General features: G+C 55.6%; 8 protein-coding genes and 5 pseudogenes. 6 read left to right on the top strand and 7 right to left on the bottom strand.

Annotated features, from left to right (window positions below; translation table 11 throughout):
• Positions 1 to 52: 52 nt before the first annotated feature.
• A pseudogene (locus tag JOE62_RS08410) lies at positions 53 to 1,520 on the bottom strand (transposase).
• A 379-nt stretch (positions 1,521 to 1,899) separates the two neighbouring features.
• On the opposite strand from JOE62_RS08410, the gene JOE62_RS08405 reads away from it, so the two are divergent.
• Positions 1,900 to 2,967 (top strand): IS110 family RNA-guided transposase, encoded by a 1,068-nt coding sequence (locus tag JOE62_RS08405; protein WP_204721826.1) that lies wholly within the window; start codon positions 1,900 to 1,902, stop codon positions 2,965 to 2,967.
• 313 nt (positions 2,968 to 3,280) lie between these two features.
• The gene (locus JOE62_RS08400) at positions 3,281 to 4,516 is read left to right on the top strand and encodes an IS110 family RNA-guided transposase (protein ID WP_204721824.1); all 1,236 of its coding nucleotides are present in this window, start codon (positions 3,281 to 3,283) and stop codon (positions 4,514 to 4,516) included.
• 295 nt (positions 4,517 to 4,811) lie between these two features.
• On the opposite strand, the gene JOE62_RS08395 is transcribed toward JOE62_RS08400, so the two are convergent.
• From JOE62_RS08395 to JOE62_RS08375, 5 genes and pseudogenes are all read right to left on the bottom strand, one after another.
• Entirely contained in the window at positions 4,812 to 5,099 is a 288-nt protein-coding gene (locus JOE62_RS08395) for an integrase core domain-containing protein (protein WP_204721822.1), read from the bottom strand.
• Positions 5,100 to 5,212: 113 nt separating this feature from the next.
• Positions 5,213 to 5,482: pseudogene (locus tag JOE62_RS08390) on the bottom strand (integrase core domain-containing protein); the annotation flags it as partial.
• Positions 5,483 to 5,555: 73 nt separating this feature from the next.
• Positions 5,556 to 6,994: pseudogene (locus tag JOE62_RS08385) on the bottom strand (IS30 family transposase).
• Positions 6,995 to 7,104: 110 nt separating this feature from the next.
• A pseudogene (locus JOE62_RS16765) lies at positions 7,105 to 7,386 on the bottom strand (DDE-type integrase/transposase/recombinase); the annotation flags it as partial.
• Between the two features lie 341 nt (positions 7,387 to 7,727).
• Positions 7,728 to 8,015 (bottom strand): transposase, encoded by a 288-nt coding sequence (locus tag JOE62_RS08375; RefSeq protein ID WP_204721817.1) that lies wholly within the window; start codon positions 8,013 to 8,015, stop codon positions 7,728 to 7,730.
• Positions 8,016 to 8,583: 568 nt separating this feature from the next.
• On the opposite strand from JOE62_RS08375, the pseudogene JOE62_RS08370 reads away from it, so the two are divergent.
• The 3 genes and pseudogenes from JOE62_RS08370 to JOE62_RS08360 all read left to right on the top strand — a co-directional run bounded on the left by JOE62_RS08370 (position 8,584) and on the right by JOE62_RS08360 (position 13,719).
• Positions 8,584 to 10,051 (top strand): annotated as a pseudogene (locus JOE62_RS08370) (transposase).
• Between the two features lie 189 nt (positions 10,052 to 10,240).
• Positions 10,241 to 11,020, top strand: coding sequence for a hypothetical protein (locus tag JOE62_RS08365; RefSeq protein ID WP_204721815.1), 780 nt, complete (start codon positions 10,241 to 10,243; stop codon positions 11,018 to 11,020).
• A 14-nt stretch (positions 11,021 to 11,034) separates the two neighbouring features.
• Positions 11,035 to 13,719: a stealth family protein gene (locus JOE62_RS08360; RefSeq protein ID WP_204721813.1), complete on the top strand. Its 2,685-nt coding sequence runs from the start codon at positions 11,035 to 11,037 to the stop codon at positions 13,717 to 13,719.
• Positions 13,720 to 13,781: 62 nt separating this feature from the next.
• On the opposite strand, the gene JOE62_RS16255 is transcribed toward JOE62_RS08360, so the two are convergent.
• Positions 13,782 to 14,252 (bottom strand): hypothetical protein, encoded by a 471-nt coding sequence (locus JOE62_RS16255; protein WP_239543278.1) that lies wholly within the window; start codon positions 14,250 to 14,252, stop codon positions 13,782 to 13,784.
• A gap of 587 nt (positions 14,253 to 14,839) precedes the next feature.
• Between JOE62_RS16255 and istA the strand changes: the two genes are divergently transcribed.
• Entirely contained in the window at positions 14,840 to 16,270 is a 1,431-nt protein-coding gene (istA, locus tag JOE62_RS08350) for an IS21 family transposase (protein WP_204721811.1), read from the top strand.
• The last annotated feature ends 139 nt before the right edge of the window (positions 16,271 to 16,409 follow it).

The following is a 16,409-nucleotide window of genomic DNA, read 5'->3' as shown; positions in this document are numbered from 1 at the left end:
CAGCGGAAATTTTCAAGTGAAGTGAGACCAACGGGTGCTAAATAGCGATCATTTATTCCCCTTCCTCCAGCTTCATTGGCTTGTTGATCCACGCCGCAACAGGCAACAGTAATTTCTTCGGCAACCTGCGCTGCCCGAACCGTTCGGGATGTGTGTCCCACGCTTTCTGCAACGCGGCCAGCCGTTGGTCCTCAACGTGCCCGGTCATCCCGAAATGCACATCCGCCGGGGTATGGAATCCGATCCCCGAATGCCGGTGATGCCCGTTGTACGCCTGGACAACCCTGTTCATGAAATCTCGGGCATCAGCCAGCGAACCGAACTGCTCAGGGAACACCGGAAGATACTTCAAGGTCTTGAACCAAGCCTCTGAGTAGGGATTATCACTGCTGACCTTCGGCCGCGAATGCGAACGCAGCACATCCAGGTCCGCCAGCAATGAGGCGACCGGCTTCGAAGTCATCGAGGACCCGCGGTCGGCGTGCACCACCTTTGGTACCTGGTCGTTGGCGAATACCTCGGCGATAAACTCACGCGCCAATTCCCCGGATTCGCGAGCGTGGACCTGGCAGCCGACAACATAGCGCGAATAGAAGTCGATCGTCACGTACGCGTCTAAGTAGGTGCCGTTGGCCGGCCCAGCGAATTTCGTAATGTCCCACGTGAATACCTCCCCAGGCTGGTACGCCACCAGCTCCGGGATTTTCCGGACCGGATGCCGGGCCTGCCGGTGGCGTTCGGCCACTTGCTTCTCACGGTGCAGCATCCGGTACATGGTGGAGACCGAGCACAAATACGTGCCTTCAGACAAGAGGACCGCGTAGATCTGCTCGGGTGCCTGATCGCTGAACCGCTCGCTGTTCAGAGTCTTTAGGACCGTAGCTTCTTCCTCGGTGGTGATCTTGTTCGCCGGCGCCGGGCGGGGAGCCGAGGGCGCTGGTTGCGGGGCTATCGCGGATTGCTGACGGCGGTGCATCGTGGCCCTACTAACCGCGGCCAGGGTGCTGGCCTGCCGGGTGGCACCCCGCCGTCGACCAGTTGCTGGTAGGTGCCGGCGAGCAGGCCGCGGACGTCTACTTGGAATCCGCGCTCTTCGAGATTTGTTCCAAGAGCGCGTGCGCTTTTCCCATGATGTCCAAGGCGGTCTGCGTGGTGGCGAGCTTCTGCTCGCTGGCCGCGAGCTGCTTTTTCAGTCGGGCGATTTCCGCTTGTTCCTTGGTCAGCTTGTTGCCGTTCTTGGTGCCGGTGCTGCTGGTGCTGGCGGGGTTGTTCCCGTCGAGAATTCCCGCGACGCGTAGTCTGCGCCGCTCGACGATCTGGGAGGAATGCAGTCCGTTGGCGCGGAGGTAGCCGCGGCCCTCGCCGCTTTGGATCGCGTGTTCGTAGCCTTGCAGGTAAGCGAGTTTCTGGGCCGGGGCGATGGTACGGCGTCGTGGCTGGTCCGGTCGGGGTTGGGTGGAATCCATGGTCCCATTCTCCGTCACGGTGCTGGTGGATGGGTGGATGGAGGCGATGCTCATGGTGGAGGTTAGTCCTGTTCTCGCCCTGTCTGGAGAGGGTAACTTGCTATGAATCGGTGGTCTCACTCAAGCCTGACTGTGAGTCTTGAATTAGTTGGTCTGGGACCAACTGGCAGAGTAGGAGCCAGCCGCCTACCCTTGTCTCGTGACTCTTGACAGACTTGGCCCCGCGGGGTGCCGTAGCCCTGACTTGTCCGAGCCTGGGGTGGTCGGCCGGCACCTGCCCGGCCCACCCCGGTAGCCTGATCAGAAGGCTGCCCGCCACCAGCTGGTGGCGTGGCTCATCACAGTAATGCTCCGACGGTGACCTCTACCCGGACCGGTACCGGCTGCACGCGGCCGATTGCCCTGTCGTCCATGAAGAGAAGAGCAAGCGACCATGTCTATCGTCTCGCAAACCCACCCATTTGTCGTCGGTGTCGACACACACGCGAAGAAGCACGTCTACGCCATCCTCACCGCTGCCGGTGAACTGATCGAGACCCGAGACTTCCCGACCTCAGACACGGGGATCAAACGAGCCCTGACTTGGGTCGGACGGCGTACCGGCGGGGACGCGAGCACCCTGTGGGTGATCGAGGGCGCCGCGTCCTACGGCGCTATCCTCGCAGACACCGTCGCCGATGCCGGGGGCCCGGTCGCCGAGGCCGCCCGGATGGATGCCAAGGCCCGGCACGGGGTCGGCAAATCCGACCCGATGGACGCCTACCGGATCGCCTCCATCGTCCTGCCGACGGATACCAACAGGTTACGCGGCCCCCGGCTCAACGAGGGCGCCCGGGCCGCGCTACGGGTGCTGGTGACCGCACGGGACGCGCTGACCACCGAGCGGACCCGGCACGTCAACGCGCTCACCGCCCTGCTCCGGGTGAACCCGCTGGGTATTGACGGCCGCAAACGGATGAGCGGCGCCCAGATCGGCGAGGTGTCGATGTGGCGGACCCGTGACGAGGCTCTGGAGTTGCAGGTCGCCCGGTCTGAAGCCGTCCGGCTCGCCGTGCGGGTGACCGAGCTGGATGATCATCTGAAGGCCAACGCCGAGAAGATCACCGAGCTGGTCAAGCTCAGCGAAGCTAAGGATCTGCTGGACGTGAAGGGCATTGGACCGGTGGTCGCGGCCGTGTGTCTGACTGCATGGTCGCACCAGGGCCGGGTGCGATCAGAGGCCGCCTACGCGTCTCTGGCCGGGGTGAACCCGATTCCCGCGTCCTCAGGGAATACGGTCAGGCATCGGCTGAACCGTGGCGGGGACCGGAAGCTCAATAAGGCGCTACATACCGCAGCACTGGTCCGGATGGCCTATGACGAAGAAACCCGCGTTTACGTAGAGAAACGCACCCAGGAAGGCAAGAGCCTTCGGGAGATCCGCCGATGCATCAAACGCTACCTCGCGAGGAAGATCTACCGGATCCGAAATGCCGCTATTCCGGAGGTGTTACCGGCTTGACAAATATAGAAGCTTCCCAGCGGGCTTCGCCAACGCCGAGGATGATTGAGAATTACCTCTCCGCTTGCGTTCCCAAACTGGAGCCTTGTGCTGAACCGGCGGCAAGCGCATTCTGAGGTTGTTGGTGGTGTCGACATGCTGGTATGACTCTGGTGCCTTGAGCCCGGATAGAAGCTTGGCCTGCGCGGATTTTCACGAGAACCGTGGATTGTTGCTTCGAGCACGAGTACTAGATTTCAACGTTTCACTCCTTAATCCCACGACACCACCAACGCCAGGAGTCAACGAACTTGTTGGAAGGAAGTGAAGCACGATGGAGATCGTGCATGAGCGCGCCGCAGGAATCGACATCTCCAAGCGGGACGCCAAAGTTGCCGTGCGGAAACCGGGGCAGCGCGGCGGAACCTACCGCACCGAGGTGAAGACCTTCGGAGCCAACACCGCCCAGATCCGCGAACTTATCGGCTACCTGAACGCCGAGAAGGTCAGTGTCATCGTCATGGAAGCGACCAGCGACTACTGGAAGCCGTTCTATTTCCTGATGGAGGAAGAACAACTGCCGGTTATCCTCGTCAACGCCAAACGCGCCAGGAACATTCCGGGTCGGAAATCCGACGTCAACGACGCGACCTGGCTCGCTGAGCTGGCGGCCCATAACCTGCTGGCCGCCTCCTTCATCCCTCCCGAGCCGATCCGGCATCTTCGCGATCTGACCCGGGCACGCTCGGCGGTGGTGCATGACCGGACCAAGGTCTACCAGAGGTTGGAGAAGTTCCTAGAATCGTCCGGGATCAAGCTCTCCAGCGTTGCCTCCAGCCTGACCGGGGTGTCCTCGCGGCATATGCTTGACGCTCTGGTGGCCGGGGAACGAGACCCGCAAGTCTTGGCCGACCTGTCGATCCGTTCCATGCGGCGCAAGATCCCTGAACTTGTCGAAGCGCTTGAGGGACGGTTCACCGACCATCATGCCGCCATGGTGAAACTTCATTTAGACCACATCGACACGCTCGATGAACAGCTTCGGGTGCTGGATCAGATGATCACCGAGGCGATGGCACCATTCGATCAGGCATGCCAGGCCTTGGAAACTGTGCCCGGGATCGGCAAGCAGACGGCGCAGGTCATCATCGCTGAAGTCGGCGTGGACATGACTGTTTTCCCTGATGCGGCGCACCTGGCCTCCTGGGCCGGAGTCTGCCCAGGACAGAACGAGTCAGCAGGCCGGCAACGCTCCTCGCATACTCGAGGTGGCAACGTGTATTTGCGGGCGGCGCTGGGAACCGCCGCGCTGGCGGCGATCAAGCACAAGGAATCGTTCCTGGCCGCCCGGTACCGGCGGTTGTATCTTCGCCGTGGAGGAAGCCGCGCGCTGGTTGCCATTGAACACACCATCATCGTTGCTATCTGGCATTTGCTGGCCAACGGCGAGGTGTTCAAAGAACTTGGTCCAGACTACTACGATCAGCACAACAAGGATCGTGCGAAATCCCGGGCGGTCAAGGAACTTGAACGGCTTGGTTACGCGGTTCGTTTGGACTCGGCTGCCTGAACGCTTACATCATCACCTACGCTCGATAATTTGGAATCGAAATCAGCATTCCTAACCCAGCCAAGCCTCGGCTCTTGCCAGAGGCTTGGTCGATGGTATGTGCCTTGACGGTGGAAGCGTTGGTTGCGGACGCTCCAGTATTCACGTACTAGGGTCAGGGAATCGACTCTTAAGTGTCCCCGGAAGCATGATTTCATTTGATATCGCCACTCGTGACTTCGGTAAGCTTGACGCAATCGAATGCGTTTGACGTGGCGATGGGTTTCCTGACTTGCTGTTTGAACCGTCCCGGAAATTACGCCGCCAGATTACTGGCGGCTTCATCGGGTAACGAGCCACTCATTTCATCATAATAGAGTTCTTCAAATTCAACCGGAGCCCGATATCCGAGGGTCGAGTGCAAGCGGTCGTTGTTATACCAGTGCACCCATTCCACGACCACGTCATCCACGTCCGCCTTGGTAGCCAAGGCTCCAGTGCGGAACGGTGAATCCGTAGCAACCGCCTCGTTCTTGAACAACCCCATCACCGTCTCGGCGGCCGCGTTGTCGAACGCGTCCCCAAGCGTTCCGATCGACGGCACCAGTCCCTATTTCATTTGATATCGCCACTCGTGACTTCGGTAAGCTTGACGCAATCGAATGCGTTTGACGTGGCGATGGGTTTCCTGACTTGCTGTTTGAACCGTCCCGGAAATTACGCCGCCAGATTACTGGCGGCTTCATCGGGTAACGAGCCACTCATTTCATCATAATAGAGTTCTTCAAATTCAACCGGAGCCCGATATCCGAGGGTCGAGTGCAAGCGGTCGTTGTTATACCAGTGCACCCATTCCACGACCACGTCATCCACGTCCGCCTTGGTAGCCAAGGCTCCAGTGCGGAACGGTGAATCCGTAGCAACCGCCTCGTTCTTGAACAACCCCATCACCGTCTCGGCGGCCGCGTTGTCGAACGCGTCCCCAAGCGTTCCGATCGACGGCACCAGTCCCTCCATCGCCAGCGTCTGAGTGTACCTCTGAGAGGTACATTCCGTGAGTTCAACCGGTCGATGCAACACCGACGTTTGAACTAACTCTAACTGCTCCGCAAACACCTCGGCCGGTGTCCTCCAGCCGAGCACTTTCCTCGGCCGATTGTTCAACTCGCATGCCACCGCGGCCAGTTCTTCCGCGTTCCACCTCGAAACGTCCGTACCCTTCGGAAAGTACTGACGTAACAGCCCGTTCGTATTCTCATTTGTTGGCCGTTGCCAAGGGGAATGCGGATCCGCGAAGAACACCTTTGTACCAGTTTCAAGTGTGAACTTCGCATGATCGGAAAGCTCTTTCCCCCGATCCCAGGTCAATGTCTTACGTAACTGCTGCGGCAACTCGCTCATCGATATCTTGAGCGCTTCGACCATCGCCGCGGCACCATACCCGCCAAGCGCCGGCCCGTTCTTCACGACTGGCTGCTCCCCATACCCTTCCAGCCTGGGGAGGTGGACCAGCAGTATGGAACGGCTGCTACGTTCTACCAACGTGCCGATCGCGGACCGATTCGCGCCAATAATTAGGTCCCCTTCCCAGTGCCCGGGCACCGCACGATCAGCAGCCTCGGCCGGGCGCTCAGAAATCACCACGTCAGCGGTGACGTGGCCCTGCGGCTTATTCTGCGACCTCGCGCGAGGCTTCCGCAACGGCCGCCCCGTCCGTAATGCTTGCACGAGTTCACGTTTGAGCGCGCCACGCCCCTGAACGTAGAGCGACTGATATATAGCTTCGTGGCTGATACGCATAGAACTATCATCCGGGAAGTCGAGTTTCAGACGCTGCGAGATCTGCTCAGGGCTCCACCCGAGAAACCATTTCCGATCCTGCCGATGCGGCTTATTCAGCCCTTTCCACGCTGCGGCTCTCGGGCCCGCAACCGCTACACCGTCAGGGAACCGAATCTCCCCGGAGAGGCGTTCTTGCACATATTCCCGCAAGGCATCGTTCTGCACGAGCTTCGAGGCTTTGGGACGCTTTGCTGCCTGTTGCGCTTTCCATTGCGCAACCAGCGGTCGATATTCTAGTTTCCTGCCCCGGGTGGCTGCGTTGCGTCGTAACTCACGTGAAATCGTGCTCGGGTCGCGACCCAGTTGGCGGGCAATCTCACGCACCCCGGTGTTCTTGGCGCGCAGAAGGCCGATCTCTTCACGTTCTTCAAACGACAGATACCGTCCGGTGGTCTCCGACAAACTGATTGGGGTCATGCCCCCAGCATGCCGAAACCATCTTGTGCCGACCGGCACGGACACGCCCACTTGCAGCGCAGCCTCGGCCGAAGTGATACCGGTTGCGATCAGACGCCAGAACTCGCGTTGCACAGCCCGTGACGGTTCCGGTCTGCCGGGAGACCGCATCGGAGGGCGCAATGCGCGATCGGCGCGCCACTGCCGACGCACTCTCTCAGGTGCGTCGCTCGTTTTCGCCCACCAGTCCTTCGTCGCCATCCTTGAACACCTCCAGGGTCAGGGTGTTGCGACGACCAATTGAATCCGCCTTCACTGCCCGCATCTGAATGGTGAATGGTACCAAAGGCCGGTCTCACATGCGCTTTTTGCTCAATCCGGCGTTGCCATAGCGCCAGTTGGAGAGCCTGCTGCACAAACTCGGTGTCATGCGAGGTCGACGAAGCCCAGGACAAGATCCGGCGTGAGAACAAATCGATCACGAAGGACACATAGGCGAACCCGCCCCGAATCGGAACATAAGTGAAATCAGTGACCCACACCTTGTTAGGTGCATCAGTATAGAAGTTCCGATTCAATAGATCTTTCGCCCGGATCTTATTTTTAGCGCGGATCGTTGTAGTCGTTCTCCGGCCCCGCACCAGACCATTCATCCCAGCCACACGCATCAGCCGATCCACGGTGTGTTTTGAGATGTCAGGGAAGCCGTTGCGCTGCAACCAGACCAGCATTTTCCTCCGCACATAAAGAACCTCGGGCTTCGGCCTCCCCGTCTTTTCATCAGGTTTCTGCAGGTGATGAAGAACGTTCAAAATGAGTGCATCCGTGACGACCCGTGGTGCTGGTTCAGCTGCTTCCCAACTGCGATACGTGCGGGCAGAAAGCTTCAGGCCCTGAGTATTCAGGGCCTCACAGAACGGACAAGACTGCGTAGCAGTGTTCCCGTTGCTGGTCGATGAACTCGGTGATTAGTGCCGGCGAGGGTCCAGCTCCCTTAGCTAAAGAAAATCGCTGATGCCTTCAAGATGTCGTTGGCTTCTTCAAGGTCCCGGACCTTGGCTTTCAACGCTTTGATCTCGGCGAGTTCTTCGCTGGTCGCTCCAGTTCGTTCACCAGAATCAACCTGGGCTTGGAGCGCCCAGCGGCGCAGGGTTTCTTTACCGACGTTCAGCTTTGGAGCCATGTCATTGCAGGCTGCGTAGACCGATTTATAGCGGTCAAGTCGTTCCATGATGTAGTCCACTGCGCGGGCTTTGACTTCGGGGGTGTACTGCTTGGGCATGCTGTCCATTCTCTCAATAGAAAGCGGCATAAAACCCGGGACGATTCAATTCGAGTCGCAAGATACTTCGATTGTTGGTTGCAAGTGCGTGGCGATTAACTCAGGACATTTATGATGGTTCACAGAACTATCTATTCGAGCAAATTTGAATTTCCCCATTTTCTTCCTCGACTTTGCCATTTATAGAGTTTGACTGAACCACAAAGGTGCATGTTGGAGTTCGCACATGGCCTTGAAAAGACCAATCTTATTCAATTATCCTGAAGGACCATCAAGTCACTGTTCAAATGACTTGCCCACGGTACTGCGCTCAGTGAAACAATTATCCGATATTTGACTGAACCAGAAATAACCACTGAGGTTCCACACCTTTCCCTTTTAGGGGAACCTAAAGTTTGCGGCTTTCATAGGCAATCTTTCGTGCTGCCGAAAGAGTTGAAGTGTCCAATTAGTTTGCTCTCAGTATTCGGCAGCTTGCTCGACCCCTGTCTGACAGGGTTGAGTGAGACCACCGATTCATAGCAAGTTACCCTCTCCAGACAGGGCGAGAACAGGACTAACCTCCACCATGAGCATCGCCTCCATCCACCCATCCACCAGCACCGTGACGGAGAATGGGACCATGGATTCCACCCAACCCCGACCGGACCAGCCACGACGCCGTACCATCGCCCCGGCCCAGAAACTCGCTTACCTGCAAGGCTACGAACACGCGATCCAAAGCGGCGAGGGCCGCGGCTACCTCCGCGCCAACGGACTGCATTCCTCCCAGATCGTCGAGCGGCGCAGACTACGCGTCGCGGGAATTCTCGACGGGAACAACCCCGCCAGCACCAGCAGCACCGGCACCAAGAACGGCAACAAGCTGACCAAGGAACAAGCGGAAATCGCCCGACTGAAAAAGCAGCTCGCGGCCAGCGAGCAGAAGCTCGCCACCACGCAGACCGCCTTGGACATCATGGGAAAAGCGCACGCGCTCTTGGAACAAATCTCGAAGAGCGCGGATTCCAAGTAGACGTCCGCGGCCTGCTCGCCGGCACCTACCAGCAACTGGTCGACGGCGGGGTGCCACCCGGCAGGCCAGCACCCTGGCCGCGGTTAGTAGGGCCACGATGCACCGCCGTCAGCAATCCGCGATAGCCCCGCAACCAGCGCCCTCGGCTCCCCGCCCGGCGCCGGCGAACAAGATCACCACCGAGGAAGAAGCTACGGTCCTAAAGACTCTGAACAGCGAGCGGTTCAGCGATCAGGCACCCGAGCAGATCTACGCGGTCCTCTTGTCTGAAGGCACGTATTTGTGCTCGGTCTCCACCATGTACCGGATGCTGCACCGTGAGAAGCAAGTGGCCGAACGCCACCGGCAGGCCCGGCATCCGGTCCGGAAAATCCCGGAGCTGGTGGCGTACCAGCCTGGGGAGGTATTCACGTGGGACATTACGAAATTCGCTGGGCCGGCCAACGGCACCTACTTAGACGCGTACGTGACGATCGACTTCTATTCGCGCTATGTTGTCGGCTGCCAGGTCCACGCTCGCGAATCCGGGGAATTGGCGCGTGAGTTTATCGCCGAGGTATTCGCCAACGACCAGGTACCAAAGGTGGTGCACGCCGACCGCGGGTCCTCGATGACTTCGAAGCCGGTCGCCTCATTGCTGGCGGACCTGGATGTGCTGCGTTCGCATTCGCGGCCGAAGGTCAGCAGTGATAATCCCTACTCAGAGGCTTGGTTCAAGACCTTGAAGTATCTTCCGGTGTTCCCTGAGCAGTTCGGTTCGCTGGCTGATGCCCGAGATTTCATGAACAGGGTTGTCCAGGCGTACAACGGGCATCACCGGCATTCGGGGATCGGATTCCATACCCCGGCGGATGTGCATTTCGGGATGACCGGGCACGTTGAGGACCAACGGCTGGCCGCGTTGCAGAAAGCGTGGGACACACATCCCGAACGGTTCGGGCAGCGCAGGTTGCCGAAGAAATTACTGTTGCCTGTTGCGGCGTGGATCAACAAGCCAATGAAGCTGGAGGAAGGGGAATAAATGATCGCTATTTAGCACCCGTTGGTCTCACTTCACTTGAAAATTTCCGATTGGGACCGATGAGAGGGAATCCTCTAATGAAATACTCATTTAATAGCTACTCTTGCGATAGTATAGATCGTCTGCAATGACAAATAACACCCGCTTCCAGACGATCTGAGCTACCCGATGGAGAACCTAGGATTTCTTATGACGAGCCTGACACCAGAACCGGTCATCGAGCCTGTAGTCATATTAGACTATGCTGTGGGAGCGACTACCGTGGATCTACTCATCCAAAGCGAGCAGGAATTGTCAGCCATGTTCGAAAAGGCAAAGAGTTTCAAAAGACATATCTTCTTCGACGAACTTCCGCGCTCCATCAAAGGGCGGCACTTCCAGGCGCACATCGGTAAGAGCAAAATCGATTCCGACTTAAAAATTCGGGATAATAATGGTCAATTACTCGCATATCAGGTGCATCTCGACTTGAATTTTCGCCCGAGAAGAACGCGAATTACCTCCGCGACAATCGCTGGTGAACCACGTGAGCTAGTACTGTCTCATGATCGGATTTCCCTAAGAAAGTTGTCGCAGGATATACCGACAGTTTCGAAAGTTTCGGTATTCAATGACTCCATTGTCATCGAACAATCTTCTCATTCTCAATGCACCATTGAGCTAATTCCTCGTTCTCGGAAGCCTAGCTCTTCAACCATTAGTTCCGACTCTTCGGGAAAAATCGAAATTAGCAAAACCTGGCTTGCTAACTTCACCGCTTTTGACGAGTCCATGTTGTTCAACATTATGGACAAAGAGACAGGGAAGCGACTGCGCCACGAAAACCCTGAAATCGGCTCACCACGTGACTTATATTCCTATTCGGCCATGAGATACACAACAAGCAGTTCTGTCGTTTCCTTAAGACCATACTGGACGACAGATGGGTACCTATCATTGAAAGTAGTAGCAAAGCAGGCAAGAGCATGAGAATAATCTATCTTTTGACTACGGCCGATGCCAATGCCGGGACAGAAAGGGCAATACAGGCTCAGATCGAAAACCTTGACGATTCAGTTCATGAAATCGAGGTTGTCAGCATCTACCGGCAGGACGGAAGCGCAATGCAGCGTTTTCCACAAAGCACTCGCATCCGATATTTAATCAATCAGGACGATAAATCGGACCTTGCCTACGAGCTTACACTCGGCCGGTCGGTTGAGCTTGCAAACCTACCATCAAACCTTATTGACGCGGCTTGGGATAATCAATTCAATGCCCTCTCTGACTATTCGATTCGAAAGTACTTATCTTCTCTTTCGAATGCTGTGGTCATGACAACAACACCGGCACTTGCCTACTTAGCTTCACTATTTGTTAACAGCACGGTAAAGATTGTCGCCCAAGAGCACCGTGCGACATCCGAACGCGGGGTTGGAATCACACCCTTACTGTTGGCTCAAGATTCCCTTGCCGCAGTAGTCTCTTTGAATGAAGAAAACAACAATTGGGTGCGGTCGAGATTTGATTCCAAGAATATTATTTTTAGAGTCATATCCAATTCAATTTCAAATGACTTCGCACCTAAATCCCTCCTTGATTCAAAAATTATCGTAGCCGCCGGTCGTCTATCTGCAGCTAAACAATTTGATCATCTAATTGGAGCGTTCTCTCAAATTTCTGACGAATTTCCGGACTGGACTTTACGAATATTTGGTTCAGGTCCCGACGGAACTAAGCTTCGGAATCTCATTTCAAGAGGTAATTTATCGTCACGTATTCAGATACTCCCAGCTGTCGAGACGCTAAATATTGAATGGGCGAAAGCTAGTATTCATGCAATGGCTTCTAGAAGTGAGGGACAATCACTAGTAATTCTCGAAGCTGCTGCTTCCGGCGTTCCAACTGTAGCCTATGATTGCCCAACTGGTCCTCGAAATCTTATAAATGATGGGGTCAACGGCCGTCTAGTCGAACTCAACTCCATCACTGGGCTTTCCGCCGCATTAGCAGAGTTGATGCGAAGTGATTCCCTCAGATCAGAGCTAGGTAATAACGCTCAAGAATCGACAGTGCCGTTCCTTCCGATTTCTATATCGACCTTATGGAATGACCTCCTAACTGACATTTCTAGCTCCTCTCTCTCTATCGGCGAGCTAGAAACTGAAGTGAACAGTGAATCAGAATCGATCGACAATAACCCGACCGATCTGATTGAAGATTCCATTGCTTCCGATCCGCCGGTAGAGGCTCAATTTTACCAAGTTGAATCGATTGATATCGAATTAGCAAAAACTGAAAATTATCAGTTTGTGAGGGCACTGCTGGAATCCAAAGATCTAGAGTTCTTCGCCTTGGAGCCTTATGGTTACTTTCGGAATTCACTTGCTATCCGCGAAGAAGATAAAAGCGTACTATTAGAAGCTTTTTCTGAAATCACATCACCGAACATTGCCGTTCGTTGCGAGAAAGGTAACGCGCGGCTTACCCACCTTGACTGGTATCCAAGCCGATCCGCCGCCCCTTATCAAATTGCCGATGGCAATGTATTTAGGGTATTCAACCACTACACTGATTCGCTGAACACAAAAGTCGTAGGTGCAGTAGCGTCTACCGATATTGAAGTTTGGGAGTACGACATTGACGCGAAAGTCTATCGCGCTCCTCGTCATAATCGATTAGTGGATCAAATACTTGGCGACCAATTCAAAATCGACGGGGCAAATAAGTCCCCTATGTTATGGAGCCGTATCGACTTCCCCATTGATGTCGTTTACACATGGGTTGATGACACTGACCCCGAATGGAAAGAAAGAAAGAATCAACATCTCCCCGCTGAAGAAAGGCTGCACCCTTTGGCAACGAGCGAGGTGCGTTTCAGGAATCGCGATGAATTGAAGTATTCGATTCGGAGCGTGAGAACTTTTGCTCCGTGGGTGAACAAGATCTACATTGTCACAGATGCTCAGAGGCCAAGTTGGTTAATTGATAATTCAGATATTGAAGTAATTGACCACAGAGAATTATTTCCTGATTCTGAGTCTACTCCAACGTTTAATTCCCATGCCATCGAGTCGGTACTACACCGAATTCCGGGGCTGTCCGAGCACTTCTTATATCTTAATGATGATGTTATGTTCATGCGATATCAAGATCCGGAGACTTTCTTCCACTCAAATGGAATAGCTAAGTTCTTTCAATCACCGGTTAAAATTGCCGACTTAGAAGATAAAACTGAGCCGCATATGTGGGCAGCCATCAACAATAGAAGGATTTTAGCTTCATTGTTTGGCAGGAACATCACTCAGTCGATGCTTCATACTCCGCATGCGCATCGAAAGTCTGTCCTCTGCGAAGTTGAACAAAAATTCTCGGACATATTCGCGACGGTTAGAAGCAATCGATTTAGAGCGTCTACCGACATCTCCTTGCTTTCGTCATTCGCTCAGTATTATGGGTACTTTACCGGGAAATATTTGCCAGGCAGCATTCGGTACACGTATTGCGCTATAGGCTCCTCCACTTCCAGACAAAGATTTCGCGAATTGGCATTAGAAGAACGATTTGACGTCTTAGCACTTGGAGAGTCAAATGAGCCGGAACTGACTTCCGAAGATGCGGACGCGATCGTGCAAAGTTTCTTCGATGTGAAGTTCCCGATGAGGTCGAAAGATGAAAAGCGTTGGTAAATACACTCATTTACCTTAGCCCAATTTTTTCATAACAACCTGGAAACCCACCAACGCACGGCCTAAGCCATGCACTGGTGGGTTTCCCCGTTCTTGGGAACGACGAAGGGCGACACCCACTGACGCACCGGCCGGCAGCCACCCACCGAAATGGTCTTGCTGTTGAAAGAATCGGAGACCGCACGCCAGTAGGTCATGAATTGCCCCGGGTTTAGTAGAGGTATGTAAACCCATTCAAGGAGAATGGAAGCATTCCCAAGAAATACACCGACGACGTCAAGAAACGCGCAGTAGAGCTCGTCTTGCTGGCCCAAAGCAACCCGGATACCTCCTACGGAGCCATTACCAGAATCGCCGCGCAGTTCGACGTCAAAACCGATACGCTGCGGACCTGGATACACCTTCACGAAAGCACCGGTCAGAGCACTGCGGCCGAGTCTGTGGACCTCGTAGCCGAGAACTGTACAGCAGACGTATTTGGAAGCACCTGTGCGCGCATCGGATAGCACCGATGTAACGATCGGGTAGCGCATCAATGCGACCCGAGCAGAGCCGGCCCGAAGCACGAGAAGTCCATTGGACACGATGCGCGAGCAAAGTCCTCCGAACCGGGCTCATGGCTGCCACCATGGGCAAGTTGCGGCAATGTCTCGGCTCCTGGTGGGTAACGCCTAGCATCGTAACGAGGGCATGAGATGATCAGGTCTCAGCCGGTCAAGCCCAAAGCGATTGGGTCGACAGGCGAAACCTCGCTCAGACGCTTCCATGCCGAGATACCCGGAATGACTCGAGAGGACTGGGGCGCCCCGAGGAGGTGTCATCAGCGCTGGTCGGTTATCAGGTGTATTGGATCTTCGGTGCCCCGTGCAGCTATTGGGCCCCTCGGGGTGAAGATTTCCAGATGCTATCCGAATCGCGCTTGCATGCTTCACTTTCGATACACATGCGCTACTGCGGAATAGCGTTTGAAGGTACTTCTGTTCTTCCAACCGGGTACCCCCGTTCTGCCAAAACGGTACTGATGGCCATCTTCCACTGATTTTCTAGGCACGGATATTCCCCCACGTGAACCACCCATGGTTCCAGAGAATATCCTTGACCCAAGGAGAATCCGCGAAAAATGGATTACCTACGCATCATCCAGATGCTCCTGAACAGTTACACCTATGCGGAAATCACCGCATCCCTGAACTGTTCGAGAAGAGATATCTCCACGGCTAAGAAAGCCATCGACACTCACCAGATCACCGCTGCGAACATCGGCCAGATCTCGCACGCGAGACTGGCCGAAATCTTCCCCGACAAACGCAAAGTCATCAGCGCCATCTACTCCGAGCCGGACTTCGAGCTCGTAGCCGAGAAGCTGCAACGCAACCGGTTCTTCACGTTGCAGCAAGCCTGGATGAAATACACCGACCTCGATGACGGGCAGAAGAAATACAGTTATTCACGGTTCTGCTCCAAGTTCCAGCAGCATATGCGCACCCATGATCTGGTGGCCACGCTGCAGCATGAACCAGGCAAGGCCATGTTCGTTGACTGGGCTGGCCCCACGCTGGCGGTGGTTGATGCAGTAACCGGTGAGCAGTTCAAAGCGTATTTCTGCGTCGCCTCGCTACCGTATTCCTCCATGGTCTTCGCCAAGGCGTATCCGAACATGAGGCAGGATGCATGGAACAGGGCGCATGTTGACGCGTTGGAGTTCTTCGGCGGGGTGCCTCAGATGATTGTTCCGGACAATGCGAAGACCGCGACGCATTACCGGCAGAACCGGAAAAACAGCGCTCAAGGCGAAGCGAGGGAAGTAGTGGTCACGAAGTCCTACGCGGCCTTGGCCGATCACTATGGAACAGCGATTGTTCCTGCCAGGCCGGGCAAGCCGCGCGACAAGGCGCATGTTGAGCGGATGGTCCAGGTCGTTGAGACGATGATTCTGGGGTATTTGGCAGAGGCAGACTTCGAGAGTTTCGAGGAGCTCAACGAAGCGGTGAGCCAGAGGCTGGAGCATGTGAATTCCAAGGTGCACCGCACCAATGGGGTGAGCCGGGCTGAACTGTTCGCCAGTTCCGAGGCGGAGCTGCTCAAGCCGTTGCCGTCCCACCGGTTCGAACAGGTGGAATACAAGCAGCTGAAGGTGGGGCCGAATTATCACGTGAACTGTGATTATCAGTATTACTCTGTTCCGTACCAGCTGGTTGGCCGGACGTTGAGCGTCAGGCTGACGCAAACAAGGGTGAAGGTGATCGACGGTTCGGCGGTGGTTGCTGAGCATGCGTGGCTGGAAGGTCGGCGTGGTCAGCATTCGACGCTGCAGGTCCATATCCCTGCCCAGCATAAGGACGTTTCCGGGCTTTGGAGCCGGGACTGGTTCATCGCCCATGCCCAGTCCTTTGGCCCGGCCACCGTTGAAGTGATCGTTGCAGTGTTGGACCGGGCAGCGGTTGAAGCGCAGGCGTTTGTTGAATGCCGGAACATCGTCAAGGGGCTGGGCGCCAAGCACCGCAGCCTGCTGGAGCCGGCATGCAAGTATTTGCTGGATCGAGGAGGCTAGTCTTCCTACAGCGGATTGAAGCGGATCATCGCGGCGATGGCTCAAGAGGAAAAGAGCCCCGCGCGGACTGCAGTTCCGGTTCCTGAAACGGTCAAGGACCTCTCCGCGGAATCGGCGCGGACGCAGCAGTTCGTCAGAG

Source organism: Glutamicibacter nicotianae (genome assembly GCF_016907615.1).
In the GTDB taxonomy this organism is placed as follows: Bacteria; Actinomycetota; Actinomycetes; order Actinomycetales; family Micrococcaceae; genus Glutamicibacter; species Glutamicibacter nicotianae.
The sequence above is the reverse complement of the archived record's forward strand: the minus strand, read 5'-3'. Positions and strand labels throughout refer to the sequence as shown.